Annotated in this window: 26 protein-coding genes and 1 pseudogene; 21 read left to right on the forward strand and 6 right to left on the reverse strand. The window is 42.9% G+C overall.

Features of this window, described 5'->3' with window-relative positions; genetic code table 11:
- Nucleotides 1–131: 131 nt before the first annotated feature.
- Nucleotides 132–572 (forward strand): MaoC/PaaZ C-terminal domain-containing protein, encoded by a 441-nt coding sequence (locus MM817_RS10795; protein ID WP_241714804.1) that lies wholly within the window; start codon nt 132–134, stop codon nt 570–572.
- Nucleotides 573–656: 84 nt separating this feature from the next.
- Complete coding sequence (locus MM817_RS10800; protein ID WP_241714806.1) at nt 657–1358, forward strand: Type 1 glutamine amidotransferase-like domain-containing protein; 702 nt, start codon at nt 657–659, stop codon at nt 1356–1358.
- 138 nt (nt 1359–1496) lie between these two features.
- Here MM817_RS10800 and MM817_RS10805 read toward each other — a convergent pair whose 3' ends face one another.
- Both MM817_RS10805 and MM817_RS10810 read right to left on the reverse strand, forming a co-directional pair.
- The gene (locus MM817_RS10805; protein ID WP_419723386.1) at nt 1497–1796 is read right to left on the reverse strand and encodes a twin-arginine translocase TatA/TatE family subunit; all 300 of its coding nucleotides are present in this window, start codon (nt 1794–1796) and stop codon (nt 1497–1499) included.
- Between the two features lie 42 nt (nt 1797–1838).
- Nucleotides 1839–2594: a ferritin-like domain-containing protein gene (locus MM817_RS10810; RefSeq protein WP_241712823.1), complete on the reverse strand. Its 756-nt coding sequence runs from the start codon at nt 2592–2594 to the stop codon at nt 1839–1841.
- 163 nt (nt 2595–2757) lie between these two features.
- Between MM817_RS10810 and MM817_RS10815 the strand changes: the two genes are divergently transcribed.
- Complete coding sequence (locus MM817_RS10815; RefSeq protein WP_241714808.1) at nt 2758–3321, forward strand: RNA polymerase sigma factor; 564 nt, start codon at nt 2758–2760, stop codon at nt 3319–3321.
- A complete protein-coding gene (locus tag MM817_RS10820) occupies nt 3318–4076 on the forward strand; it encodes an anti-sigma factor (protein ID WP_241714811.1) in 759 nt (252 codons plus the stop codon). The genes MM817_RS10815 and MM817_RS10820 overlap by 4 nt, the downstream gene beginning before the upstream one ends.
- Nucleotides 4077–4164: 88 nt before the next feature.
- On the opposite strand, the gene MM817_RS10825 is transcribed toward MM817_RS10820, so the two are convergent.
- Both MM817_RS10825 and MM817_RS10830 read right to left on the reverse strand, forming a co-directional pair.
- Complete coding sequence (locus MM817_RS10825) at nt 4165–5442, reverse strand: glycoside hydrolase family 18 protein (protein WP_241714813.1); 1278 nt, start codon at nt 5440–5442, stop codon at nt 4165–4167.
- A 63-nt stretch (nt 5443–5505) separates the two neighbouring features.
- Complete coding sequence (locus MM817_RS10830) at nt 5506–6264, reverse strand: SDR family NAD(P)-dependent oxidoreductase (RefSeq protein WP_241714815.1); 759 nt, start codon at nt 6262–6264, stop codon at nt 5506–5508.
- Nucleotides 6265–6405: 141 nt separating this feature from the next.
- On the opposite strand from MM817_RS10830, the gene MM817_RS10835 reads away from it, so the two are divergent.
- The 8 genes from MM817_RS10835 to MM817_RS10870 all read left to right on the forward strand — a co-directional run bounded on the left by MM817_RS10835 (nt 6406) and on the right by MM817_RS10870 (nt 14074).
- A complete protein-coding gene (locus tag MM817_RS10835) occupies nt 6406–7293 on the forward strand; it encodes a selenium metabolism-associated LysR family transcriptional regulator (protein ID WP_241714817.1) in 888 nt (295 codons plus the stop codon).
- A complete protein-coding gene (locus MM817_RS10840) occupies nt 7290–7691 on the forward strand; it encodes a hotdog fold thioesterase (RefSeq protein ID WP_241714818.1) in 402 nt (133 codons plus the stop codon). Before MM817_RS10835 ends, MM817_RS10840 begins: the two co-directional genes overlap by 4 nt.
- Nucleotides 7692–7788: 97 nt before the next feature.
- Nucleotides 7789–9108, forward strand: a complete 1320-nt coding sequence (hisD, locus tag MM817_RS10845) for a histidinol dehydrogenase (protein WP_241714820.1) — start codon at nt 7789–7791, stop codon at nt 9106–9108.
- Nucleotides 9109–9164: 56 nt separating this feature from the next.
- On the forward strand, nt 9165–9806 hold the full coding sequence (locus MM817_RS10850) for an imidazoleglycerol-phosphate dehydratase (protein ID WP_241714822.1): 642 nt from the start codon (nt 9165–9167) through the stop codon (nt 9804–9806).
- Nucleotides 9807–9844: 38 nt separating this feature from the next.
- Entirely contained in the window at nt 9845–10807 is a 963-nt protein-coding gene (locus MM817_RS10855) for an HAD family hydrolase (RefSeq protein WP_272879928.1), read from the forward strand.
- Between the two features lie 55 nt (nt 10808–10862).
- The gene (locus MM817_RS10860) at nt 10863–11903 is read left to right on the forward strand and encodes an iron-containing redox enzyme family protein (protein ID WP_241714826.1); all 1041 of its coding nucleotides are present in this window, start codon (nt 10863–10865) and stop codon (nt 11901–11903) included.
- A gap of 123 nt (nt 11904–12026) precedes the next feature.
- Nucleotides 12027–12686 (forward strand): metal-dependent transcriptional regulator, encoded by a 660-nt coding sequence (locus MM817_RS10865; protein ID WP_241714828.1) that lies wholly within the window; start codon nt 12027–12029, stop codon nt 12684–12686.
- 53 nt (nt 12687–12739) lie between these two features.
- Nucleotides 12740–14074, forward strand: coding sequence for a hypothetical protein (locus MM817_RS10870; protein WP_241714830.1), 1335 nt, complete (start codon nt 12740–12742; stop codon nt 14072–14074).
- Here the strand turns inward: MM817_RS10870 and MM817_RS10875 are convergent.
- Entirely contained in the window at nt 14060–15388 is a 1329-nt protein-coding gene (locus MM817_RS10875) for a glycosyl hydrolase family 18 protein (RefSeq protein ID WP_241714841.1), read from the reverse strand. The genes MM817_RS10870 and MM817_RS10875 overlap by 15 nt on opposite strands.
- 185 nt (nt 15389–15573) lie before the next feature.
- Between MM817_RS10875 and MM817_RS10880 the strand changes: the two genes are divergently transcribed.
- A complete protein-coding gene (locus MM817_RS10880) occupies nt 15574–16905 on the forward strand; it encodes a hypothetical protein (RefSeq protein ID WP_241714842.1) in 1332 nt (443 codons plus the stop codon).
- Between the two features lie 68 nt (nt 16906–16973).
- Nucleotides 16974–17153 carry a hypothetical protein gene (locus MM817_RS10885; RefSeq protein ID WP_241714851.1) on the forward strand — a complete coding sequence of 60 codons (180 nt, stop codon included), beginning with the start codon at nt 16974–16976 and terminating at the stop codon, nt 17151–17153.
- Between the two features lie 45 nt (nt 17154–17198).
- On the opposite strand, the gene MM817_RS10890 is transcribed toward MM817_RS10885, so the two are convergent.
- The gene (locus MM817_RS10890) at nt 17199–17909 is read right to left on the reverse strand and encodes a molybdenum cofactor biosynthesis protein (protein ID WP_241714853.1); all 711 of its coding nucleotides are present in this window, start codon (nt 17907–17909) and stop codon (nt 17199–17201) included.
- A gap of 152 nt (nt 17910–18061) precedes the next feature.
- On the opposite strand from MM817_RS10890, the gene moaC reads away from it, so the two are divergent.
- From moaC to MM817_RS10925, 7 genes and pseudogenes are all read left to right on the forward strand, one after another.
- On the forward strand, nt 18062–18565 hold the full coding sequence (moaC, locus tag MM817_RS10895) for a cyclic pyranopterin monophosphate synthase MoaC (RefSeq protein ID WP_241714854.1): 504 nt from the start codon (nt 18062–18064) through the stop codon (nt 18563–18565).
- 58 nt (nt 18566–18623) lie between these two features.
- The gene (locus tag MM817_RS10900) at nt 18624–19130 is read left to right on the forward strand and encodes a MogA/MoaB family molybdenum cofactor biosynthesis protein (RefSeq protein WP_241714856.1); all 507 of its coding nucleotides are present in this window, start codon (nt 18624–18626) and stop codon (nt 19128–19130) included.
- A gap of 5 nt (nt 19131–19135) precedes the next feature.
- Nucleotides 19136–20521: pseudogene (locus tag MM817_RS10905) on the forward strand (sigma-54 interaction domain-containing protein); the annotation flags it as partial.
- Nucleotides 20522–20775: 254 nt separating this feature from the next.
- Nucleotides 20776–21870, forward strand: coding sequence for a Leu/Phe/Val dehydrogenase (locus MM817_RS10910; protein WP_241714858.1), 1095 nt, complete (start codon nt 20776–20778; stop codon nt 21868–21870).
- A 23-nt stretch (nt 21871–21893) separates the two neighbouring features.
- Entirely contained in the window at nt 21894–23315 is a 1422-nt protein-coding gene (gene lpdA / locus MM817_RS10915; protein ID WP_241714860.1) for a dihydrolipoyl dehydrogenase, read from the forward strand.
- A gap of 48 nt (nt 23316–23363) precedes the next feature.
- Nucleotides 23364–24356 carry a thiamine pyrophosphate-dependent dehydrogenase E1 component subunit alpha gene (locus tag MM817_RS10920; RefSeq protein WP_241715182.1) on the forward strand — a complete coding sequence of 331 codons (993 nt, stop codon included), beginning with the start codon at nt 23364–23366 and terminating at the stop codon, nt 24354–24356.
- A gap of 12 nt (nt 24357–24368) precedes the next feature.
- Complete coding sequence (locus MM817_RS10925) at nt 24369–25352, forward strand: alpha-ketoacid dehydrogenase subunit beta (RefSeq protein ID WP_241714862.1); 984 nt, start codon at nt 24369–24371, stop codon at nt 25350–25352.
- Nucleotides 25353–25371: the final 19 nt, after the last annotated feature.

Consider the following 25371-nt stretch of genomic DNA (forward strand, 5'->3'; position numbering starts at 1 on the left):
GCGGGGACTACACTCTCAAGATCGAGAACCAATGGTCCCAAGGAGGAATTCGTAGTACCCCGACCACTACGAGAATTTTATCTCAAAACTCTTTGGAGTACGTGACATTAATATACTAGGAGGAATATAAAGTGTTTTATAAACCTTATGGAGACTATCAAGTAGGTGAGACGTGGACTTCCTTTGGGAGGACCATTACTGAAACAGATGTTGTTTCGTTTGCAGGACTAAGTGGTGATTTCTTTTCATTGCATATAGATGATGAGTATGCTCGAACAACCCAGTTTGGACGCCGGATTGCTCATGGAATGCTCATTCTTTCTATTTCTACAGGATTACTGCACTTTGAACCTGGGATCATTGCTGCATTTTATGGGATTGATCACTTGCGATTTACAGGACCTACATTTATTGGTGATACTGTTCACGTCAAGGCAACCATTACTGATTTGCAAGACCGTCGAGAGAATCAGGGTGTAGTTACTATTTTACATGAGATTATCAAGCAAACCGGGGAAATTGTTATTACTGGAAATTTGAAACTGTTATTAAACCGTGTAAACTATGCATAATACGTATCTATACAGGGGTCGTTTGATCCCTGTATAGATATGCAATGTTATATAAAGAGCCTGTTCAAAAAGGGGGATTTTCATTTGAAACAAATTATAGCTTTAGGTGGTGGTGGATTTTCAATGGAACCGGAAAATTCATTACTCGATCACTATATATTATCTCAGAGTAAGAAACCGCGCCCTAGAATCTGCTTTGTAGGTACTGCAAGTGGTGATAGTGAACATTATATACATAAATTTTATACATCTTTTGAAAAATACGAGTGTCAGCCATCTCACTTATCTTTGTTTAAACCCCCGACAACTGACTTAGAATCTTACATATTGGAAAAAGATATTATATTTGTTGGTGGTGGGAATACAAAAAATTTACTTGCCTTATGGCGCGAATGGCATCTTGATCAGATCATGGTACAAGCGTGGGAGCAAGGAATTGTATTATCAGGTGTTAGCGCAGGTTCTATCTGTTGGTTTGAAGAAGGTTTAACAGATTCGTTTGGTTCTGAACTGCAACCTTTGACATGTCTTGGACTTTTATCAGGAAGTAATTGTCCTCACTATGATGGGGAAGCAATGCGTAGACCCACCTATCAGCGATTCATAGCAAGTGGTGAGATTGCTCCAGGGATCGCAGCGGATGATGGAGTTGCTCTTCATTTTATCGATCGTAACCTGCACTCGATAGTCAGCTCACGACAAGCAGCTAGTGCATACTCTTTGCAACAAGAAAATGGACATGCTGTGGAAGTTCGATTAGATACTTTATTTTTAGGTACACCATAATGGAAGCAATAAGTTGACCATGAACGAAAAGTAGTTGTCAGCAGTAATCAGCATCTGAAAATTGCCACTTGCCAGTTGGATTAAAAATCACGGTTTGATCGTTGTGTACATTGCGTTTCCACTGTGATAAATTAAATTTCATCCTTCTGTCACATCTTGGGCAGGCGTTTCGACCCCACTGTGTACGGGAGTTTTGGCGATCTCGACCGGGACCACGGTGGCCATGGTGACTGGTGCTTCACTGGTTAATTCGTGGGTGGCTGATTTAAATTCTTTGAGTGTTTTACCCATGGCTCTTCCTAATTCAGGGAGCTTGGCTGGGCCAAATAAGATCAGTGCAAAAACGACGATGAGAATAACGCCTGGTATACCGATATTAGAAAACACATGAATGACCTCCCCAGTATGATAGGACTGCCAGAGTACGGACGTTCTCACAACCGTACCCTGGATGAAGCGATGGATTGCGGGACCGATGAATTATCCGTTGTGAATTTGTTGTTGTGTGAGTGGTTTTTTGTTATTGGGATTCCACCCGCCGTTAGAACCGACAGCCTCTTTGACTTGCCAAGAGGAGGGGAGAGCATAAGGACCATCTGAACCACCAGGGAATTGGTTGGGTGTAACAAAGGGAGCTAACCCAGCGGCAATGGCGGCAACAGAAGTACCACCTGATTCTTCAAGGTAAAAGTCGTTAGGTACGTTCAGACCGGCAATTTCGTGGCCTAAGACGCGATGCTCACACTCGACCCCCATAATTTCAGCAGCCAATTGAGCGAGGGCAGGTTGTTTTAAAGGCCCTCCAAATTGATAGACGGCAGCAAGATAGGCTTTAATGAAAGTGCCTTCTAATGCTTCGAGGATCGTTAAGAAGGTTTCGCTAGAAGCAAAGGTACCACTAGGGAAATAAAAGTTGGTAAAAGACGATTGAGCGCCCGCCCCTTTTAAAAGTTCAACGTGGTAATATTCAGCACCGAGAGCACCTTGAAGATAGGGTTTGTTATTACTATTGAGTAAAACACCTATTGGAGAATGCAAACCGGTATAATAAAATGTAGTAGCTAACAGTTCAGCAGTCAAAGCAGCATCAATAATACTCTGGACGGTGTCCGTCGATGTTGCAGCAAAGGCGTCACCATCCAGTAATCCAAAACCTCCAAGAGCTACAGAAGCACTGACGAAACCGGCTTGCTTTAAAAAATGTCTACGTGATGTGCGTTTGTTTTGGTCTTCCACGAAAACTTCACCTCTTCTTTAGGATGAAATGCATAGTCACTCTCTAGTACGTGGTGGTGTGTATCTTGGATCACCAGTACTACATAAATTTTTTAATAGATAGCTCTCTCTCGTTCAGTCCGCGAGGTCATGGGCAGATTGTGAGGTTTCAATGGGGGATCCTTTGGCGGATGAACATTTACTCGCGCAAATTGCGCTAAATGACCGAACTGCTCTAGAAACGCTATATGATCGGTATGAGCGAATGGTATTTAGCTTTGCGTTACGCTGTGTCAATGACCGTCATATAGCTGAAGAAGTGGTTCAAGATGTTTTTACGAAAATATGGAAAGGTGCAGAATCGTATCATTCCAATCAGGCTAAAGTAACTACATGGATGTTAACTATTACACGCCGCGTGGCGATTGACTATTATCGCAAATCAACACGTCGCGGAGATCATCTTCACTTACAGTCTGATGATTGGCTTCAATTAGCTGCTACGGATAAAGGGCCAGACGTAAGGACAGAAGAATCAGATTTGCGAAATGCAGTTTTTGATGCAATGGGGTCACTTTCGAATGATCAAAGAGTAACAATTGAGCGTATGTACTATTTAGGGCAGACTCAAAGGGAAATTGCTGAAGAACTTGGTGTGCCACTAGGAACGGTCAAAGGCAGAATTCGGCTTGCGCTGGCTCACTTACGGGAGAGGCTTTCGTCGAAAGGATGGGGGGATACGCCTTGACGCAAGAGGACAACTGGTGCTCATTGTGTGAACTATACGTACTTGGCGGCCTTGAATCAGATGAGAAGCGCTCGTTTGAGGAGCACTTATCAGATTGTAAAGAGTGTCAAGATCGAGTGAGAGATATCGAAGGTTTGAGCGATCAGCTCTTAGTATACTATCAAAATGTAGAAGTACCAGAGGGCATGCGTTCGAGAGTTTTACAACATGTGTTTGCAAATGATGAGCCAGCACCTATTAAAGATGTACAGACAACGCCAATTTTTCATCATCAATCAAGTTCTAGAAGTCGTTTTAAAATATCAACTTGGCCGTCAGTGGCTGCAGTCGCTGTGATCGCACTACTTGTAGTTGGCATTTCACAAATTCATGATCGCACAGTAGTACCCAGTTCTCCTTTAGGTACAGTCATGCAAAGTGAAGCTCTTTCACCGACTGCAGTGATGAACCAAGCGTCAGCTAAGCTGTGGATTACTGGCTCTGCAACGACAGCGAAAGATTTGTATATGAAATTTTCTGGTCTTGCGCCCGTGGTAGGTTCACAAGTCTATCAGGTTTGGTTAGTTGAACCTACAAAATCAGGAGCTTCTATTTATTCGTGTGGAATATTTAAACCAAACTCAAAAGGGGAAGCTATTTTTGCTTCAAAGATCCCCCAATCTCACTACTCAGTAATCGCAGTTACATTGGAACCGCGATCAACAGATGTCACTCCGCTTGGTCCAAAAGTATTAGTTGGTGCCGTGAACGTGTAGTAGCATGAAGGCTGAAGTGATCTTTTGATCACTTCAGCCTCTTTGTTGTACAAACGTAATTTGAACAAAAAGGTAACTCGATAGGCCATCATTTTTTTACATGAAAGGTCTCAGTAACTAAATCATAGAGTTGGGGGAATGGTTGACCAAGAACCCAGAAACTAATGCCACGTAACTGCATGTCGTATACAAGATGAAATTTAGCTAGAATCGATTTAGCATCCTCATACCATACCTCATGTTCTTGATCCCCTACTCGATAACGGAACATTGGACTTGCGGACATGATATCAAAGCGAATGGTTGCTTCGTTATCAATGGCTAGATTTTGAGCACCTAATGGAGAAATGCCTGTCGCCAGATTATTTTTAGTATCTGGTATGTCCCAATCATAACCATAAGTAGGAATCCCCATTAATATTTTTTCTCGTGGAATGACTGATATTGCATATTCTAGCACTGCACGTACTTGGTTAAGTGGGGCTATTGCCATGGGAGGTCCGCCTACCCAACCCCACTCATAAGTCATCAACATTATAAAGTCGACCAGTGATCCGAGTGTCTCGTAATCAAAAGCTCCCATCCACGCTGCATTAGGCTCATTTTTTGTTTTGGGGCCCAAGGCGATCGATACACTATAGCCTTTTTGATGCATACGATCAGCGAGTTTTCGAATAAACGCGTTATATGCTGAACGATCGTCAGGTTGCAAATGTTCAAAGTCAATATTGACACCGCGATATGTTTCTTTTTCCAAACTTTTTTCAATAGACTCAAATAATTTCGTGGAAAGGTCAGATGAATGGATAATTGTATGAGCCAAATCAGGACTAAATGCCGTACCGTCATAATTTGTGACGGACAACAAAGGTAGCACACCATGTTGATCGAGAGCACTAAGTGCATCATTAGCGGATAGGGGTATTAAGTCCCCTTTAAAGTTCGCATGGTAGCTAAATATCGTTGCATAGGTTAATTGACCAGACGTTGCCACCGTGCTCCGATCTGCACTTGTTCCAGATGGGATGAGATAGCCGTTCACTTCAATCTCCCGTTTTGTTTTCATGGGCACAGGTACAAAGAGAATTTGGCCCATTTCCAGTTTTGCATGGTCTGATAGACCATTTGTACCAGCCACAGCTGCCACAGTCACATCATATTGGCGAGCGATAGATGTTAAACTTTCACCGGCGCCTACTGTGTGATGTACAAGTGTACTTGGTTTACCGGGAATGATTAAATTGAGGCCAGGGGTGAGTTTTGAGCTAGTTAGTCCATTGATTTGACGTAGTTCTTGCTCGCGAATAAAGTGCATCTTTGCGACTGTAGCAGTGGTATCTCCTTTTTTTACACTATATACATACAAAGGTAATCCTCCTTGTCGCGCATAGGCTGATACAGCCTATGCGCGACTAAGAGAAAATAGTTCTTATCTTCGATGGACTAAACCATTGCCAGCCTGATCCGTAGGTCGAACAATGATGGTATCAAGATCTACATGCGCTTTTCGCGTGACAGCGAAGACGATAATGTCTGCAATATCTTCTGCAGTTAGAGGAGTCATTCCCTGATAGACTTGATCAGCTTTATGTTGATCACCATGAAAACGGGTTACACTAAAATCTGTTTCTACCATCCCAGGATCAACAGAGGTGACACGAATAGGATGACCTAATAATTCGTGTCGAAGAGCGGTCGAAATGGCGCGTTCACTGAATTTAGTTGCGCAATATACAGAACCACCTGCATATGCATCGTGGCCAGCTGTTGATCCAAGATTGACCACGTGCCCATATCCATGTTCAATCATGAGTGGCACGACAAGACGGGTCATCCGCAATAATCCCATGACATTGGTGTCAATCATGGTTTCCCATTCTGTTTCATCCGTTTGTTCAGCAATTTTGGTCGTTCCAATAGCTAGTCCCGCATTATTGACTAAAATATCAATATGTCCAAAATGATTTTTTGCAGCTTCTACAAAATGTGTAGCGCTATCTAGTGAGCGCACATCTAGAACTTCTATCCATACAGCCGCACCTTTTGCTTGTGCGGCTGTAGCCACTTCCGATAAACGATCTCGATTGCGCGCACCAAGTACTAAATCAAATCCAGCATCGGCTAATTGCAAGGCTGTAGCTTTTCCAATACCATTACTAGCTCCAGTAACCATGGCTACTTTTTTCAATATATTTCACCCTTTTCTTATCCATGCAACAAATCATTTTAACAGGTTGTATGGCTTTGTCATTAAAATCGTTCCATTTTATGATAACATAAGAATTGTAGAAATTAGAGGTGTACAATCGTCTCATGAGGAGATCAGCTTGTGAATCTTAAGCGTTTTATCGCTCTCATGGAGGTTGCAGATCGCAGTAGTTTTTCTGAAGCCGCCATTAAACTAGGACTGACTCAACCTGCGGTCAGCAAGCAGATTAAAACACTTGAGCAGGAGTTAGGTGTCACCTTATTTTATCGCGAACAAGCGAATGCACAGCTAACAGAAGCCGGTGTTATTGCGTATCAGACAGGGAAGCGCCTCATCAGGGAATGGGAGGAGTTAGTTCACTCTTGTCAGTCTTTTGGCACGGAAATAACTGGGCTATTACATATTGGTGTGAGTACCATACCAGGTGCACATCTGTTGCCACAAGGTTTAGTAGCATTTCGGACACAATATCCGCATGTGGACCTTTCTGTTCATGTACAGTCTTCAGCAGATGTGCTTGCTTCTTTAGGTCAAGGAAGTGTTGACGTTGCCATCGTTGGCATCTTACCAGAAGGACCAGAATGGAAGATCGAACCGTTGCAACACGATGAAATGTATTTGATAGGTCCACCAGATACAGACCGTGCAATAGGGCCGCAAGATCTTGTAACATTGCCTTTAATTGCCCGAACACAAAGCTCAGGAACTAAGCGTGCAGTAGAAAATGCACTATTAGATTATTATCATATTCAGGCGCGTGAGTTGCGCTATATCGCGCATGTAGAAGATACCCATACGCAAATTGCGATGGTAGAAGGCGGCCTTGGATTTGCATTTGTTTCATCGCTTGCAATCAATCGCGCACAGGTTAAAAAGATATTTGTTCTCCCTGTTGTGCGCACGTTTTATTTAGTGATTGCAAAGTCCAATCAAAAAGATCGACTGATCCATGCGTTTTGGACATTAATGATGGATCATTTTCATATTGAAAGGGATGGTGAAAAATGACAGAACAACAACGTATGACACAAAATACCATGATTGAATGGTTAGGCATAGAAATTGAGACATTAGAACCGGAAATAGTGATTGCACGTATGCCTGTCGATCATCGCACCCATCAACCTGCAGGCATTTTGCACGGTGGTGCGTCCGTTGTACTCGCTGAAACCGTAGCGAGTGTCGGTTCATGGAATCAGATCAATCAAGATACTCATGTCGCTGTTGGACTTGAGATAAATGCCAATCATGTTCGTTCCGTGAGTTCTGGATATGTGATCGCCACTGCAGTACCTTTACATAGGGGACGCACGACACATATTTGGAATATTCGAATTACCGATGAAACAGATCGTTTAGTCTGTATTTCGCGTTGCACAGTAGCGATTGTGGCTAAACAATCATAAAAACATGACTCTTGCTGAAACATGTGATGACTAGGTAGACAGAAATACAAAAATGCTTTAGTATGCTAATATGCTAAAGTGGAGTTGAGGTGCGATCATGATGGAAGTGAATCGAATCAATTGGTCTACTGCGGACGAAGAGACAAAAAAACGCATACTCACGAGAGCGAGTATGGATATCTCCGATCAGATACCTGTTGTATCGGAGATTTGTGCAAATGTATCTGCACGTGGTGATCAAGCTGTGTTAGAATACACAAAACAATTTGACGGAGTCAACCTTACTGCCATAGAGATGCGAGTTACACCAGAAGAATATGCACTAGGAAAGGCACAAGTAGATCCTGAAGTAGCGGCAGCACTTCGCTATGCAGCCAAAAATATTCGCGCTTTTCATGAAGCACAAAAACCTCAACCTATGTGGATGATGGAGGTTGATGATGGTATCTTGGCAGGCGAGAAAGTCACTCCGATAACGGATGTAGCGCTCTATGTTCCACGCGGAAAAGGCAGTTTTCCATCTGTTTTGCTGATGCTTGGAACACCTGCAGTCGTGGCTGGCGTTGAACGAATTGTCGTTTTAACCCCGCCTAATCCGGAAGGCAAGGTAGATCCAGCTATTTTATTTGTGGCGGATTTACTTGGGATTACCGAAATGTATAAAGTAGGTGGAGCGCAGGCTGTGGCAGCTGCTGCTTATGGAACAGAAACTATACCAAAGTGCGCCAAGATTCTTGGTCCAGGTAATCCATATGTTACTGCTGCTAAGCGATTGCTCATGGGTGTGATCGATCCAGGAATTCCAGCAGGGCCAAGTGAAGCGATCATTGTTGCGGATGGATTGGCTACTCCCTATAAAGTTGCATTAGATCTTTTAATTGAAGCAGAGCACGGTCCTGATAGTGCTTCTCTTTTGGTGACTGATAGCGAATCACTTGCTGATGCGGTCCTACATGATTTGGAACAATTGATAGCCACCATTAAGAATCCCATGCGCAGAGCATATGTGCTAGAAGTTCTACGCCGCTATGGCGGTATTATAGTAACAAAAAGTGTTTCTGACTCCATTGCTTTTGTCAATGAATATGCACCGGAACACTTAGAGGTGATGATACAAGATCCTTTTTCTTACCTTCAAAGTATTGTAAACGCAGGTGAGATCTTGCTTGGCGAACACACGCCTATTACACTATGTAATTTTCTACTGGGTCCAAACGCCATTTTGCCTACAGGCCGTCATGCTCGTACGGTTTCTTCCGTCTCTTTGCATGATTTTCTCAAACGGTCATCGATCGGCTATGTGACTGAAAAGGCACTACAACGTATGGCTCCCTACGCTGTGGCTATGGCCGATGTGGAAGGTTTTGAAACTCATGGTGATGCGATCCGCAAACGATTTATTAATAAGAGTTCATGACATGTGTTATTTGGTAAGCGTGGGTATGAATTTCTTAGTGAGGGGTGTCAAAACATATGTTGAATGAAAAACCAATAAGAGTAGTGCGCCGTACACAAGAATCAAGTATCGAAGTGACCATAGATCGCGGTCCGCGCGACCCAGAAGCAAAGCAAAGGTTGAAATCTCCATTGCCATTTTTTAATCATATGTTAGAACATGTAGCATGGCGTGGACAAATGAATATTGGACTAACTGTGGAGCTTGATCATTTTGACCTTATACATGTCATTACTGAAGATGTGGGTATTACGTTTGGACGTGCTGTAAAAGAGTATGTGGATTACCATGCTCAAAAAGGACTTGTTGGATATGGTTCTGCGTATGGAACGATTGATGAAGCATTGACACGTGCAGTGATTTCTTTTGAAAGTCGCGCGTATCTAGATTTTAATAGAACCGCCGTGGAACTCCCAGAACAAATGGAAGGCATGTGTAGTGAAGATTTGGTGGCATTTTTTGAAGGGTTTGTACAAGGTGCGCAATGTACATTGCATCTTGATTTACTCAAGGGACGAGTAGGTCATGGACATCATATCTGGGAAGCTACTTTTCGTTCGTTTGGGATGGCTCTTTATGAGGCGTTAGCAGAGCGGCCATGGCGTGCACAAATGACCGCTGGTGTCGCGGGAAATATTGAATTTTTGATTGAAGTATGATGAAAGAGATAGATGATAGACTTTTATTGTTATTTGATATGGATGGCGTAATATTGTCTGAAGAAGGATACTTACGTTCAGTAGCACTGACCATGCATTCGTTTATTGCGCAATTTTTTTCACAAACACATAATCACAAAAGCTCTCTTTCTGGTCATGAATCGATCGATAATCTGCAAGCAGTTGAAGTCTTGCGGCAAACTATTTTCCCTGACAAATTAATGAATGCGATGCGCATGAAGGCATTAAATAGTAACTGGGATAAAGCTTACGCTGGTACAGTTTTACTTGGCCTTTGTGCGCGTGACCACAGATTTTCAGAGAATATAGGCGATATGTTATACGATCAATTTCAAACTCTTTCTGGTACTGGGCAAGAGTTGGTGATGAGATTACGAGACATGGAGAGTAAGCTTTGCTTATATCCCATTAGCGAATATCCAACTCAGTTATTTGAAGAGGTTAAGCGGAGATTCCAACAATTTTATCTGGGCACTATTAAAACAGACAATCTTTTTTTACAAGATGGAATGATTGCACATGAAACCTTATTGTGTAACCATGATGCATTGATCCAATGTTTCCGCAGTTTACGTGATAAAGATATTGTTTTAGGGATTGGGACTGGCCGACCTCGCAGCGAGGTCATAAAACCTCTAAACTCCTTTGGACTTCTTGAATTTTTTGATGAAAATAGAATTTGTACATTTGATGATATAGTAGATTATGAGCAACAATACGGGCTTCCTGCCTACTCTCTTGCAAAACCCCATCCACATACGTATGCAAGTATTGCCTTTTCATATAGAGCACATCAAGTTGTTGTCATTGGTGATTCTCCTGCAGATTTACTTGCTGCACAAGCAGCAGGATTTCACTTTGTTGGCATCGGTCCAAATCGCGAAGCTTTTCAAGCAAAGTTAACCGAAGATTTCATCGTCATACCTGAAGCAACGGAAATTTCGGCCATTTTAGAACAGTTTCGACATAAAACGTGCTAATCGCAAGTACTGTCGCATAAAATTTCCTGAAAAACAGTAGGGAGGAAAGCGGGGGTTGCGTTTGGAGCGTACATCAGCAATGGCAGAGGATCACCGACCACTCTATACTCAGCTGCATGCAATTGCAGAATTGGATGCAACCGATGCAGCAAGCACATGGAATATTTTCGCGCGTGCTCACACGCTTTGTGATCTTGCATTCTCTAGGCAACATGAGGATCTACGCGCAGAGTTTCACATGACTTTATCTGATTTATTTGCCATGCATAGTGCAGCACCTCATACATGGGGCGCACGAAATCAACAATCGCGTGTTGCTTTTGAAGTGCGCAAGTTATTGTGGGAACGTTTCTTTGGTCACGAGCTTGCACATCTTAGCGAATTAGATGTCGCTCCTGTTCCTGAACATCCTGATGCGCTTGTTAACTATTTAAAAGAGATCAATGAAGATCACATTGCATCCCATCATCCCATCTTTTCTTATTTATGTGATGAAGCATCATTAACGGATGTCAAATCATTTTTTTATCAAGAAGGGAGTGTCGATGCGCGTTTTGATGATCTGATTGCACTCGCTCAAATCGGAATGGACGGATCAGTTAAAGAGGAATACGCTGAAAATTTTGCTGATGAAATGGGGCACGGACAATCTGATCGTGTGCATACTACTCTGTTTAACCGAACAAGTCGATACGTGGCACAGTTTCAAGGGAAGACAGATAATATCCTAGAACAACCATCGACAGAAGCACTGGCTTGTAGTAATATTCAGCTTGGTATGGCTCATGATAGACGTCATGCTTGGCGTTTAGCAGGTTATCTTGCAGCGTTTGAACTCAATGCACCTAAAAGATGCGATCAACTGGTGCGGGCGTGTGTGCGTCAAGGAATGGATCGTGCTCAATTAGATTATCTAACGGAACATATTGATGCAGATATTGGTCATGCGGAGGGGTTATTTGATGACATTATTAAACCTCTCGCAGCTTCAGACCGTCTAGCACCTCTTGAGATTGCACAAGGATTTTTATTGCGTTTGCAAACATCTACAGAGTATTGCGATACTTTATTGCGGGGATTTTTGGCCCATTCATAGAACATTACATGCACAGTCTAGGATCCGCGCCTATCGCGATAGGCGCGGATTTTCGATAACAAAATGATAATATGATAGTGAGAATATCGTTTGCCTTTTGCAAACTAAGAATGGAGGGTTTCTATGAAGATCACTTATGCGGCAGACACATATCTAGAAGCCATTTCGATCTTACAAACAGAAGGTGTGGTGGTCATCGCAGCGCGTATAGCAGAATATCTTAAAGTTTCTCGTCCTACTGTCACCCAAATGATGAAACGGCTTGTAGCCATGGGACTTGTAGAGTTAAATAATAAGAAAGAAATTTCACTGTCATCGATTGGTGAACAACAAGCAAACGCTTCATTACGTAGACATCGTATTTTAGAACGTTTTTTATGTGATACACTACAATTAGATTGGGGTACGGCTCACATTGAAGCGAGTCATCTAGAACGCTGTTTAACTCCTACTGTTGAGAAAAAACTAGATGAATGGTTGGGGTTCCCTACTACTTGTCCACATGGCAATGCAATCCCTGGATCAGATGTACCTGTAGTGAAGGCAGTTCCATTGTCTGATATGCCAGTAGGTGTTCCGCTTGAAATTGTTAGGATTTTTGAGCAGGCAGAAGAGGAAGTTGAACTACTCAGAAGTTTAGAGAACAATGGCTTTGCTCCTGGACAAGAACTATCCATCGTGACATATCATCAACAGGATGATGATATGTCAGTCATGCTACAGGGTAAAATCATGGATTTGACATACGATGTGGCTAAGCGACTCATGGTTCGTGAATTATAAAGATTATTTTTAGGACAACCTCTATTAACCAGTAGTGAAGGGAGTCAACCGGGTTGGACTCAATTGAATATGTGTTATCGATTATCTATCGGGGATCATCAGCAACGGTTACTGTATGTGACGGCGATGGGTGTACTGTGGCAACTGCTACACGAACTTTTTCATTGGACGAGGATAAAGAAGTACTAGTTGATCCTGATGAACTATTGAGTAGTGTTATTTTATTGCTCGATAGTACCTTACGTAAGGCGCATGTTTCTGCGGATCAATTGTCGGGAATGGGTATATCAGCTCCTGAAAATGCTATTGTTTTGTGGGAGCTAAACTCTGGAAGTCCTCTTGGACCTATCAAATTTATGCATTTAGATCCGTTAAATTTTGCGAATCGGAGTTTATTTTTAGAGGGAATTGAGTCTGAGTTAAACAGAGATCATACCCATCAAATCAAAGAAGGTACCATTTTTATTGGTGGTATTGAGAGCTGGTTGATATGGAATTTATCGCAAAGCAAACATTGTGTGATGGCTACTAGCCATAGTCTTGTAGCGTTGCGCGCAGAAAAATCTCTTCAATCTTTCATTTTTCCTCAGCCTGTTTCATGTGCAGAACAAGTGGGTCACGTCGCATCACCATACTTATCTGGTTTTCCAGTTGCTATCACATGTGTTACATCAACATCTGTTAGCGCCTTCTTTGGTGCAGGGTTGATGGATCAACATGATGCATTTATTAGCTACGATCGGGAAGGACTAGTAGTCGCTCTTGGCGCATTTTCTCACAGAATGGACACAGTTGAAACATTGTCACGATCGGTAGAAAAATTTCGTTTACATGCACCTCTATTGACACCCATAGAGTGGATACTATCAGCTAATTTTCAGGCGCCCCAATTGATTTTGGAATGGCTCTTAGGGAGTCCATTTACACTGCCTAAAAACAAGAATTTGTTAGAAGGATTGATCGAGGCACATCTTAATAACGAATCGATAGTGATTTCATCATCACAACGATCCCCGCACCACGCTATGATTGATGGTATTAGTCTTTCAACAACCTCAGAAGAGATCTATGCTGCTGCACTTCGGGCGATGGCGATGGCGGTTACTACAGCCCTTTTGGACATGGAACGATTAACTGGCCAACATATATATCAATTGTATACAGACACCTATGGATTTGGCATACCAGGACTGTTTTCACTTCAGGCTACTTACGCTAACCTACCCGTTTGTGTTCGTTCATGTGATGCTGTGAGCCTTGGAACATCGTTTTTAACAGGTCTAGGGGCGAAGTGCTGGAATCGAGATAAAATATTTGAGTGGCTATCCAAAAATGTAACGACAGAGATTTATGATGCCCCTGTTTCACTTGAATCAAGCGATTGTTGAACGTACTGTATCGACCAAAGCTTCCCACGTAGTTTTTGTTTCTAATCCTAAATACCAGGCAGCTGCACCTGCTAAATGTTGCTCACTGACGAGATCTGCAAAGAGTAATAATGAACGCTTATCTTCAATCCATATCTCGTGTTTTACACCATTTTGAACAAATGAGGCGACATGCAACCCAAGTTTGGCGTTCCATGTCTCCTTAGCGTGTGTTGATGCAAGTAACGTACGAGTTTGCCATAGCGATAGGGCTTCACTAGCAAGTGCGCTATCATTTTTACCTACAGTCCAATCTTGGGTATAGAAAGGAAGGCCAAGAATCAGTTTAGACGATGGTACACCGGTATTCAACATATCGTTGATGGATTGTTTAACCCACGGGTAAGACGCAGTTGGCCCCGCGATTTGCTCTCCTCCCCAGTATTCATCATATCCCATGAGGATAATATAATTTGCTGCTTTGGCAAGCGCACTGTGATTATAGGCCCCCGTATTGTCATCAGGAACAATATCCGGTGGGAGATCTACAGATAAATCCATATGGTGTGCATGTAGTGCAGTAGCTAGCTTTTGTACAAAGTCTGTAAAATTCCATCGATCCTCAGGTAATAATCCTTCAAAATCTAAATTAATACCATTAATATGGGCATTTACTGCTTCTTGAACAATATGTGTGATCAACATATTTTGTTGATCGCGATACGCCAATATTTGGTGACTCAGTGGTCCGTTAAAGCCATTATCAACTACAGCCCACACTTGAACACCATGTTGATGAGCATAAGCCACAGCCGATCTGGATATGGAACCGGATAGAGCTCCATCTAATCCATCGACATCAAAACTTTTAGGAGCGATTACTCGTAATCCTGGACTTGCAGCAATCGCATTGGATATCGTTTGCTCACTACTATCGATCGTCCATCCAATCGTTAAACGTGAAGAAGCAGCACCACTAGTTAGAACTTTTTGAATAAGGCTATTCCAAGAGATCGTTGGCAAGGATGTAGGGAACACTATCTTTTTAGAAATAGGCAGCGTAAAGTGTAGATTTGGATTGACGCCAGCTAAGGAAAGCCAGCTAAAAGCATAAGCCATATTTACAGGAGATGGAAGTGGTGAGGGCGCGATTTGTGTGATCGCATTATCAGTTAGCATGATCGAGATAGCAGCTTCACTTGCGCTAGCCAACTGAAAAAACTGAGAGCTACCATATAGTGATATAGCTACGATTAAACCTAATATCGTCGTCGCAATAAAGAGAATCCGAGTAGAAAGTTGTTCGATAAGATGTGCAAATAATACTTTTCGCATGAACCCATTCCTCTCTAAAACAAATCTCTGTTTTTCTCTCAGTCTATGATTCTATGAGCGCTGAAAGACCTCAAAAATGACTTGGATAAATTACAAAATCCCACATGCAAATAGAAAGTGCACTTTGACTGATTGAAATTCAAAAAGAGTGGAATACTAAAAAAGATAGAAATGGGGGGAAAACAATGACGCAGTTATGGGGAATTAGCCTCATTCTGTGTGGTGTTGGACTATGGCTACACAATGATTCGGCTTTAATTATTGGCAGTGGTTTATTCACTGTTAGTTGGTTTACTATAATTGATGAAGTACAGGGGTCTCCAGTGATTACATGGAGTAAACGTTGTCTATATAAGTGGAGCATACAGTGGAAGTTGCGTAAACTGATTCATGAACATGAAGAGATTGTTGGGTTGTGTCGTCGTTTTGCACAAAAGTACCCAAGATATCTTCGTGTGCCGTATCAATTTGGCGAGTCCAATGAAGTTCGTTTAGCTAAACTTCCCATCGTATATGCACACCATGTGTCAATCAAAGAATTCCCAGCTCCATGGAATGATCTTGCAGTCGTTGCTAAACGACAGATAGGATTTTCGGTTGATGTATTATTACTTGTACTGATAGCAAATCGCGAAGTATGTAAGTTCTACAGAAGTCGCATAGAAATAGAAGTACTACAAAAAAAACAACTAGAAACGGCCGAAGATTTTGCATCTGCATGTCTGCGTTTTTCTATATGGGAACGGGAGTGCGAAAGAGAAAATGGCGCACCGACATTTCTATATCGAGAGTTGTTTGCTACTCTTTTGGAAGAATTTTGGTCGGTGCAACAAATGAGGCAATTTGTTAAAGCTACTCGTTTAACTCCTGTACTAACTATCGTTAATACGGGAATTGCAATAGCTCAAGAGGCAGTTGTTAAAAATCGACGCGCAATTATTCTTGAGTCGCGGTTATTCAATAAAGAACGATCAGATGGCGTACATGAAGATGTCGACTTAGAAGTTGAGAATGAACTATTAACAGTGGATTCATTAAATCAACTGGCCACTGAAAATATGGTTGCTTGTATCCATCTGATTCAAGAAGTGTTTATACAGGATAAAGCGTCATTGGCCACGCGTTGTGAAGCAGAGCATGATGGTTACTTTGTCACACATACGGGCAATCAGAGAATTTTATTTCAGATCGGTGTAGCTGATGAAGATGGGAGTGTTGCTCTTTCTATTTTAGATCACGTGTACGTCCGTATGGCATTGGAACAAACTGTCCGGGCCATGGTTTTGTCGTTAGGGAAAGTAGACGCACGCTTTTTACAGTATGCAGATCAACTGGGCATATTAGTGTTACCAAGCGCAGAACTTGATCGATTATTAGCAGCGTATACAGAGCGTATGTGGCATATCGTGGATTGGTCATTACGCACTTCTATGCGCGCACAGAAACAAGTCGATGATGATGTTGAGATTTTAAATGAAATCCCATCTGAAGGACTAGAACTTGGCCTATCTACGTAGTAAAATAAAGATTATACTAATAAGAAATACACCATCGTCCTCATCTGATTGAATAAGGAGTGTATTTTGTGGCCGAAGGACATAAGTCTTTATCGCAAACCTCCATTAAGAGAGAAGCGGAAGAATTACTGCGTAAAACCGCACATTGCAATGAAGATCCGTTCGTCGCCATTTCTCATTCCGTCCGTGAAAAGGGCAGTGCACACAAGCTTTCTCCTCGCCTGCTCGAAGATGATGATGAGCGGTGAAAAAAATAGCAGGCAAGTTTTTGCCTGCATAGTTTGTGAAATCGCTTACTCATGTTTTGTTGGATCCCAAACTCCATCTGGTCCTACCCATTCTACCTCACCGTCAGCATAAAACTCTTTTTTCCAAATAGGCACAGTGCGTTTTAAAGTGGTGATAGCCTCCTCGGCAGCCCGAAATGCATCTTTACGGTGTGGTGTTGAAACACCTATCAACACGCTGATGTCTTCCAATTGTAAATCTCCCACACGATGCCAAATAGACATTTTAGAGTCTTTAAAACGCGCTTCGCTATCATTGACAATCTGCTGCATTTGTCGAATAGCCATCTCGTCATACGCCTCATATTGTAAGTACTTTGTTTGCCGACCTTTTGTAAATTCTCGTACAGTCCCTGCAAAAACAACAACTGCACCCGCTTCTTTACGCACGACTGCCTGATACATAGCTTCAGAAGATAATGGTTCTCGAACAATCCGCACAGTTGCATCTGCAAAAGCAGCTAACTCACCCCCGCTTACGGGTGGGATGATGGCGATGGTATCTCCTTCAAATACTACCGTCTCTGGTGTAGCATAGTCATCTCCGCGTGCAAAAAAACAGTGCTCAAGCATCTCATGTAACTGAGGTATTTTCTCTACTAATGCTTTTTTTATTTCCCTAATCGTTACTTCAGAAGAATGTTGAAATTCCACTGTAACCGAAGACGCACCTGCTTTTTCGGCGACAGCTGCAAATAACTTAACGTCAATCTTCACGATCTATACCTCATTTCCAACAGCTTTTATAAGTCAAGGGACAAACTCAATCTTGTACAATGCTTCACTATGGATCATTATAACATATAGCCGATGTAACTCGATTTGCGTGTAAAACAAATCTTTCGGTACACTTATGTACGAGGTGACTTATGAGTCAATCAGATGGTGATAATCAATTTGAACTTACACATGTTAACGCGCAAGGTCGTGCACAGATGGTAGACGTGATGGGAAAAGAAGCAACGGACAGGATTGCCTTAGCAAAAGCAGATATTGAAATGTCAGAAACCACACTTTTGCGTATTCAAGAGGGTGGAATAAAGAAGGGAGATGTGCTAGCAGTAGCTCAAATAGCTGGTATCATGGCAGCAAAAAAAACATCAGACATTATTCCCTTATGCCATCCATTAGCATTAACCGGTATTGATCTTGAGTTTTCATATCCCAATCCAACAACGCTTCGCGTGATTTCACGTGTGCATACATTAGGCGCAACAGGCGTAGAGATGGAAGCACTGACTGCGGTTTCTGTTGCTGCACTGACTGTATATGATATGTGTAAAGCTATTGATCGAGCGATGACGATTGTTTTTATTGGCCTACTTGAAAAGAGTGGGGGGAAAAGTGGGGTATTTGTGCGAGATCATGTATGACCAGGATAGAGGAAGAGATGAAAGGAAAGCTACGGATATAAACGAAGGGAGAATAACGATGTCCACAAAAAGACCTGAAGACTTTTCAGTTGCCATCTTGACGATTAGTGATCGTTCGTTTCGGGGTGAACGGGAAGATCGCGGGGGACCGGCTATAGCTAAAGAGTTAGAATTCATTGGATTTCATATTGATACACAACATATTGTTCCCGATGAACAGGTGATGATTGAACAGGCTTTACGCATGTTTATCGCTAAACGCATTGCACTCATTGTAACGACAGGTGGTACAGGTCTTGGACCTCGCGATGTGACTCCTGAGGCTACGCGTAACGTGATTACAAGAGAGGTCCCAGGTATGGCGGAAGAGATGAGAAGGAAAGGTCTATTGCAAACAAAGTACTCGATCTTATCACGTTCAGTGTGTGGTATTTGTGAGGAATCCCTTATTATCAATCTTCCCGGCAATCCAGCCGGTGCTGTTGACTCGTTGCAATCCATTAGCGGGACGCTTGTACATGCTCTTAGTGTACTCACAGGCCCTACATTCACGCACGACGCATGAGGGGCGAACTGATTGTGACAAGTGAAATCCAGACATTATTAGAAGCGATTATTCATTCAACACAAGATGCTATTTCAGTCGTAGACTCAGATGGTATTGGTATCCTCATAAATCCTGCGTATACACGTCTTACGGGGTTAGAGGAAGAGCAAGTGATTGGGAAATCCGCAGATGTGGATATTGCAGAAGGCGAAAGTGTGCACTTAAAAGTACTTCAAACACGTCTTGCAGTACGTAACGTCAAAATGAAAGTCGGTCCTAAAGGTCGTGACGTGATCGTTAATGTTGCACCAATCCTTGTGGGGGATGAACTTAAGGGAAGCGTAGCTGTAATTCATGATATTTCGGAGATGCGCGCGTTGTCTGAGGAATTAGAAAGAGCACGTAAACGCATTAGAAAATTAGAAGCAAAGTACACATTTGAAGATATTCTGGGGACTAGTATTGCTATGACCGCTGCTGTAGAAGCTGCAAAACGAGCTGCAGAAACAAAGGCAACTGTTCTGCTACGTGGGGAGTCTGGGTGTGGAAAAGAACTGTTTGCACATGCCATACATAATGCGAGTGATCGCAAATACAACCAATTTGTTCGTGTCAATTGTGCAGCTATTGCTGAAGGGTTGCTGGAAAGTGAGCTTTTTGGATACGTTGAGGGAGCTTTTAGTGGTGCGCGAAAAGGAGGGAAGAAGGGCCTTTTTGAAGAAGCCAACGATGGATCCATCTTTCTTGATGAAATTGCAGAACTTTCCTTAAGTACTCAAGCAAAACTACTGCGTGTTTTGCAAGAGCGTGAAATTTTGCGTGTTGGCGGTGCAATGCCAATTGCTGTAAATGTCCGTGTGATTGCGGCTACTCATGTACATTTAGAGCAAGCCATTGCACAAGGTAAGTTTCGAGAAGATCTATACTATCGTTTAAATGTGTTACCGATCATGATTCCGCCATTACGCCATCGGATAGAGGATATCCCTATACTCACACATATGATGATAGATCGATTTAATCTTGATTTTGGACGAAGTGTCAAGCGGATTAGTGAAGAAGCATTAACTCGTTTATCAGAATATGCATGGCCAGGCAATGTACGAGAATTAGAAAATGTTATTGGTCGTGCAATGATTCAAGCTAAATATCAAGATAGTACGATAGAAAGTGCTCAAATTGATTTGCCAGAGCACTCTGTAAAAGCATCTACCCATGCAATCACTCCTTTTCCTACTATCGTTTCTCTTGAGGAAATCGTGCGAGAAGCGGAACGACATGCACTTCTTGAGGCACTTAATGAATCGAATGACAATAAGACACAAGCTGCTAAACGCTTAGGCATTTCCATTCGTACACTATATTATAAACTAGAACGCCTTGGAATTTCGGATCAATCGACCATGTAATGCATGGAACATGATAAAAATGGTAAAGGTGAATACGAGTATATAGCGCAATATTATTAATGCGTGCAAATAATTTCATGCAATAATTTGCATGACAACGCAATGTATTGCACGCTTTTAATGATTGTTTAGGAAAAACCGTAGAATATTCATGACATCATGCATGATTCTATCTGTCTAATTAGCATGGCAAGAATCTTGCTATATACTACGTGAGACGATGAGGATTCATGCATACTTAGGGGGATTATATAATGGCAGTTTTCGAGACACTTGAACAATATGATTATGAACAACTTGTCTTTTGCCAAGAGCGTACTTCTGGCTTAAAAGCAATTATTGCGATTCATGATACAACACTTGGACCTGCATTAGGTGGATGCAGAATGTGGTCATATGAAAACGAAGAGGCTGCCATTACAGATGCTCTTCGCCTAGCACGGGGCATGACATATAAGGCTGCTGCTGCAGGTCTTAATCTAGGCGGTGGTAAGACAGTTGTCATTGGTAATGCAAAGACGGATAAAAGTGAAGCATTATTTCGGGCACTAGGTCGATACATTGAGAGTTTGCATGGGCGATATATCACCGCAGAAGATGTTGGAACGTCAGTCGCTGATATGGATATCATTCACCAGGAAACTCGTTATGTGACGGGCGTATCAAAAGCTTACGGAAGTTCTGGAGATCCAAGTCCGGTTACTGCACTTGGTGTATTTCGGGGCATTCAGGCTTCTGTTCGACAAGTATATGGAACGGATAGTCTTGAAGGAAAAACTGTTGCTATTCAGGGCCTTGGTAGCGTCGGTTATGATGTAGCTGCTCGTTTAAAAGCAGTGGGTGCAAATCTCATAGTCACGGATATTTCAGAAGATCGAGTGAAACAAGCGATGAGTGAGCTTGGTGCAACAGCTGTAGCTCCGCAAGATATTACCAGTGTTTCATGTGATATTTTCGCTCCTTGTGCGCTTGGCGCAGTAATTTCTGATGAAAGCATCCCTCATTTAAAGTGTCAAATCATTGCGGGATCGGCCAATAATCAGTTGGCAGAAGATCGTCACGGAGATAAATTGCATGAATTGGGTATTTTGTACGCACCGGACTATGTGATTAATTCTGGTGGACTTATTAATGTAGCGGACGAATTGGAAGGATATCAAGCAGAGCGTGCACAGAAAAAAGTAGAAAACATCTACGATATTATGCTTGCAATTTACCGCATTTCTAAAGAACGTAACATCCCAACGTATGCAGCAGCTAATCATATGGCAGAAGCACGGATCTCTGCGATGCAACAAGTAAGAAGCACTTTTTTGCCGGTTTCTCGCTCGCTCATTCATCGCGACTAGTAGTTAAAAAGGGGTAGGTATGCATGGTTGATTCATATGACGTCGTTGTTCTTGGCGGAGGAACAGGTGGATATGTTGCAGCCATTCGCGGCGCTCAACTTGGACTACATGTAGCAGTTGTAGAGCAAGGTAAATTGGGTGGTACGTGTCTGCACCAAGGTTGCATTCCATCCAAAGCGCTTTTGCGTTCTGCCGAATTGTATGCTGCTATGAAAGATGGCGCAACATTTGGTATTGAAGTGAGTGATTTGCATTTTGACATACAGAAGGCCATGGCTCGCAAAGACCAAGTGGTAACTCAATTGTATAAAGGGATTGAGTTCTTAATGAAAAAGAACAAGATCACTGTAATGCAAGGGTACGGTCGCATTATGGGACCATCTATTTTTTCACCGATGGCAGGTGCTGTTCGCGTAGAGCGCCCGGATGGAGATTCTGAAATTATTTCTCCAAAGGCAACAATTATTGCTACAGGATCTCAACCGCGCGCTTTGCCAGGTCTATCCTTTGATGGTCAATTCGTCATTTCATCAGATGAGGCCTTGACGTTGTCAAGTCTTCCGTCCTCCGTGATCATTATCGGTGGTGGGGCGATTGGGGTTGAATGGGCATCGATGTTTGCTGATTTTGGAGTACAGGTGACCATTGTTGAAGCATTACCGAGAATTCTTGTTCAAGAGGATGAGGACATCTCGGCAGAGATGACGCGATTACTAAAAAAACGCAAAGTTACTGTGTTGACAGGCGCCGCGATTGATGCTACATCATATCGTGTGGAAGATGGGCATGTTGCCATCATGGCTAAAAGTGATGCAACTGAGCATTCATTGAATGCAGATCTCATTTTGGTAGCCATTGGACGGTCTCCGCGCACGGAGGATATCGGGTTAGAAGCAACGCAGATACAATTAGAACGCGGCGCTATCGTTGTGGATCAACAGATGAGGACGATTGAAAAAAATATTTATGCTATAGGCGATGTTATCGGTGGTATGCAACTTGCACACGTTGCAGCGCATGAAGGCATCATTGCCATGGAGGCAATTGCAGGAAACACTCCAGAACCTTTGATTTATGCAAATATTGCTCGTTGCACCTATGGTCGTCCTGAAGTAGCAAGTGTCGGGTTGACTGAAGCGCAAGCAAAGGAAAAAGGATATGCCATTAAGTCAGCAAAGTTTTCATTTAAAGCAATCGGTAAGGCATTAGTCTACGGTGAAGCAGATGGGTTTGTAAAAGTTATTGGAGATAAAGAAACGAATGATCTGCTGGGTGTTCATATGATTGGACCACACGTGACAGATTTGATTTCTGAAGCTGCACTAGCTCATGTCCTTGATGCAACACCGTTTGAGATCGGTCATACGATTCATCCGCATCCAACACTTTCAGAAGCACTTGGGGAAGCTGCACTTGCCGTTGACGGGAACGCTATTCACAGTTAAAGCGAGGAGGTCAGGACGATGAAGACACAAAGTTTGGAGGGCAAAACGATGATCGCTAATCGACATGACAGTCTGAATCTAACAGATGACGATGTCATTAAGATGTACCGTTATATGCTGTTGACACGAGGACTGGATGAGAGAATGTGGCTACTAAATCGCGCAGGCAAAGTTCCTTTTGTCGTATCGTGTAAAGGGCAGGAAGCTGCTCAAATCGGTGCAGCTTTTGCTCTCAATCCGATGCGTGACTATGTTTTACCCTATTATCGCGATTTGGGAGTTGTACTTGTATTTGGTCAAACCGCTAAAGATGTGATGCTAAGTGCATTTGCGAAAGAGGAAGATCCAAACAGTGGCGGCCGTCAAATGCCCGGTCATTTTGGATCTCGTGAGCACCATATTGTCAGTGGATCCAGTCCAGTTTCTACCCAAATTCCGCATGCCGTAGGCATTGCGCTTGCCGCACGGATGAAGGGAGACAGACTTGTAGCTTATACATCATTTGGTGAAGGGTCTAGCAATCAAGGCGATTTCCATGAAGCTGCCAATTTTGCTGGTGTTCATCGTCTGCCTGTCGTGTTTTTCTGTGAAAATAATAAGTACGCCATTTCAGTGCCGCTGAGCAAAGAATTAGCTTGTGAACGCGTATCTGATCGCGCCATTGGCTATGGATTCCCTGGTGTAACCATTGATGGTAATGATCCGCTTGCTGTTTATGCAGCCATGAAAGAAGCTGTAGCACGTGGGTTAGATGGGCAAGGACCGACATTAATCGAAGCGATGATGGATCGACTCAACCCTCATTCGAGTGATGACGACGATCGCACATATCGTTCAAAAGACGAGCTAGACGAGGCTAAACGTCATGATCCAATCATTAGTTTTCGGGATTATTTGCTTGAGTGTGGTGTGTTAACGCAAGCAAGTGAACAAGCATTGCGTGATGAAGTGACGGCAGACATTAATGCGGCAACCGCATATGCGGAAAAGGCCCCGTATCCTCAACCTGAGCAAGCACTGCGCTATGTTTTTGCAGAATAGGGGGACAGCACAATGGCGGTCAAATTATATATCGATTCTATTCACGATGCACTACAAGAGGAAATGCGAAGAGATGATGGAGTATTTGTAGTAGGTGAAGATGTAGGTGTGCGTGGGGGCGTATTTCGCGTTACGCAAGGTTTGATCGAAGAGTTTGGTGAAGCACGCGTGATAGATGCACCATTAGCTGAATCTGCGATTGTAGGTGTAGCCATTGGCGCTGCTGCTTATGGGCTCAAACCTGTAGCTGAGATTCAATTTGCTGATTTTATCTTACCTGCTGTCAATCAACTCATTAGCGAAGCTGCAAAGATGCGCTATCGCACGAATAACGATTGGAGTTGTCCACTTGTGGTCCGGGCACCTTATGGTGGCGGTGTACATGGAGCGCTGTATCATTCACAAAGCCTTGAGGCACTTTTTCATCATGTTCCTGGGTTGAAAATTGTGATGCCAGCCACTGCTGCAGATGCTAAAGGACTCTTGTTAAGCGCCATTCGAGATCCCGACCCAGTACTGTTTTTTGAACATAAAGCTTTGTACAGGTGGATTAAAGATGAGGTACCAGATGGGGAATACACTGTGCCGATTGGCAAAGCACGTCGCGTACGCGAAGGCGATGATATTACGGTGATTACTTATGGACTCATGGTTCATCATGCGACTGAAGCGGCTAAGGAACTCGAAAAAGAGGGTATTTCTACAGAACTCATCGACTTACGGACAGTTGCGCCCTTAGATCGCGATGCGATTCTTGAAGCTGTGCGCAAAACAGGTAAAGTATTGATCGTTCACGAAGACAACAAAACAGGCGGTGTTGGCGCGGAAGTAGCGGCGATCATCGCAGAAGAGGCTTTGTTTGATCTGGATGCGCCTATCGCACGTCTTTGCGGACCGGACATCCCTGCAATGCCATTTAATCCACCACAAGAGCGCTTTTATATGTTAAATAGTGATAAAATTGCTCAGTCGATGCGCCATTTAGCTACATTTTAATAGCACGTTACGTGCAAGC

The organism is Sulfoacidibacillus ferrooxidans (assembly GCF_022606465.1).
Classification (GTDB): domain Bacteria; phylum Bacillota; class Bacilli; order Alicyclobacillales; family SLC66; genus Sulfoacidibacillus; species Sulfoacidibacillus ferrooxidans.